Raw genomic sequence first — 1,821 nt, 5'->3', positions numbered from 1 at the left:
CGCGGACCCGTCGGTCCGCGCCGGGCTGCTCGTCCCCCCTCGGACGCCGCAGACTCTTCCACGTACCGCTTTCAACCACCTTTCACCGCCACTGCGGGACGCCCTGAAGTGCACGAATACCAACACTCCGGGCACATCGACGCCGGCGGATTCCTAGATCAACGCGAATAGTCCAAGCGAGTCGCGCACGATGCGCGCACTCCGGTGATTCAGCACGTAACTACCTCCGTTGTGCTATGATCATCAGCGGGGAGAATTCATGGCGAGCCTCGACGAGCATGATTTCCGCCGCCGGCCACCGGTTGGAATAAATGAAGAGTGAGCAGGGGATTTTTCGCCGGCCGGCGGATCGGTGTCCGCCAGGCCAATTGGAATCGCCGACCGGAACCGCACGGCCCGCGTGTCGAGGGGGAATGGGGCGAAATGGTCGAGTTCCGCTTACTCGGGCCTTTCGAGGTGCGCGCCGGGGGGACGGTCGTGCACATCAAGGCGCCGAAGCAGCGGGTGTTGCTGGCGTCGCTGCTGTTGCGCGCCAATTTCCTGGTCCGCAGCGAGGAGCTGATCACGCACCTGTGGGAGGACCGGCCGCCCGTGGACGGCCGTGCCGCCCTCCAGGTGCACGTGGCCAGGCTGCGCCGGTTCCTCGACGGCGTCCAGGACGGCCGGGAGGCGGTGATCAGCACCCTCCCGGGCGGGTACCTCATCGAGGTCGGCCCGGACCGGTTGGACGTCAGCCGGTTCCAGCGCCTGGCCAAGCAGGCCGTCGCCGCGCGCAACGACGACGACGTGGTGGCCGAGTCGGCGTTGTTGCAGAAGGCCTTGGCGCTGTGGCGCGGACCGGCGCTGGCCGACGTGCCGTCGTTCCCGCTCCAGCAGGACCAGGCGCCCGTCCTGGTCGAGCAGCGGCTGCGGCTGGCGGAGCGGTGGTTCGAGATCGAGCTCCTCCTCGGCCACCACGCGGACGTGATCGGCGCGCTGCGCGAGCTGTCGGCCGAGCACCCGCTGCGGGAGCGGCTGTGGGCCCAGCTGATGATCGCCCTGTACCGCTGCGAGCGGCAGGCGGAGGCGTTGCAGGCCTACCGCACGATCGCCCGCCTGCTCAGCGACGAGCTGGGCATCGACCCCGGTGAGCAGCTGTCCCGCCTGCACCAGGCGATCCTCAGCGGCGACCCGGCGCTGACCGCGGCACCCCGCGCGGAGGGCCGGGCCGTCGAGTCCCCGTCCTCCGGGTCCCCGCCGCGCGCCGCCGGGACCGAACCCGCCGGCGAGGTCGGCGGCGTCAAGTCGGGCCCGTGGGTCGTGCAGTGCCAGCTGCCCTCCGACGCCGAGGACCTGGTCGGGCGGTCGGAGGTGATCGCCCGGATGCTCGAGGTGCTCAAGCCGAGCACGCCCGGCACCGCCGTGCCCGTCGTGCGGCTGTCCGGCTCGCCCGGCGCGGGCAAGACCGTGCTCGCGGTCCGGGTGGCGCACCGCCTCAGACCCGATTTCCCGGACGGGCAGTGGTACGTGCGGCTCGGCGGCGCGGGCGACCGGCTGCGCCGTCCCGCCGACGTGCTGACCGAGCTGCTCTGCGCCTCGGGGATGAACGCCACGGCCATCCCGGAAGGCCTCGACGCCCGCTCCGCCGTGTTCCGGGCGCGGCTGGCCGACCGGCGGGTGCTGCTGGTGCTGGACGACGCCAGCGACGCCGAGCAGGTCACGCCGCTGCTGCCGGGCACGCCGGGGTGCGGCGTCGTGGTGACCAGCCGGTCGCAGCTGCCCGAGCTGGTCGCGCTGTCGGGTGCCCGCCCGATCGCGGTCGACGTGCTGTCGCTGGACGAG

1 protein-coding gene is annotated in these 1,821 nt (G+C 72.0%); it reads left to right on the top strand.

The window, feature by feature from the left end; translation table 11 throughout:
• Positions 1-456: 456 nt before the first annotated feature.
• The coding region (locus AB0G02_RS38135) for a BTAD domain-containing putative transcriptional regulator (protein WP_360804762.1) at positions 457-1,821 on the top strand (1,365 nt) is incomplete at its 3' end.

The organism is Actinosynnema sp. NPDC023658, from assembly GCF_040639995.1.
In the GTDB taxonomy this organism is placed as follows: domain Bacteria; phylum Actinomycetota; class Actinomycetes; order Mycobacteriales; family Pseudonocardiaceae; genus Actinosynnema.
The sequence above is the reverse complement of the archived record's forward strand: the minus strand, read 5'-3'. Positions and strand labels throughout refer to the sequence as shown.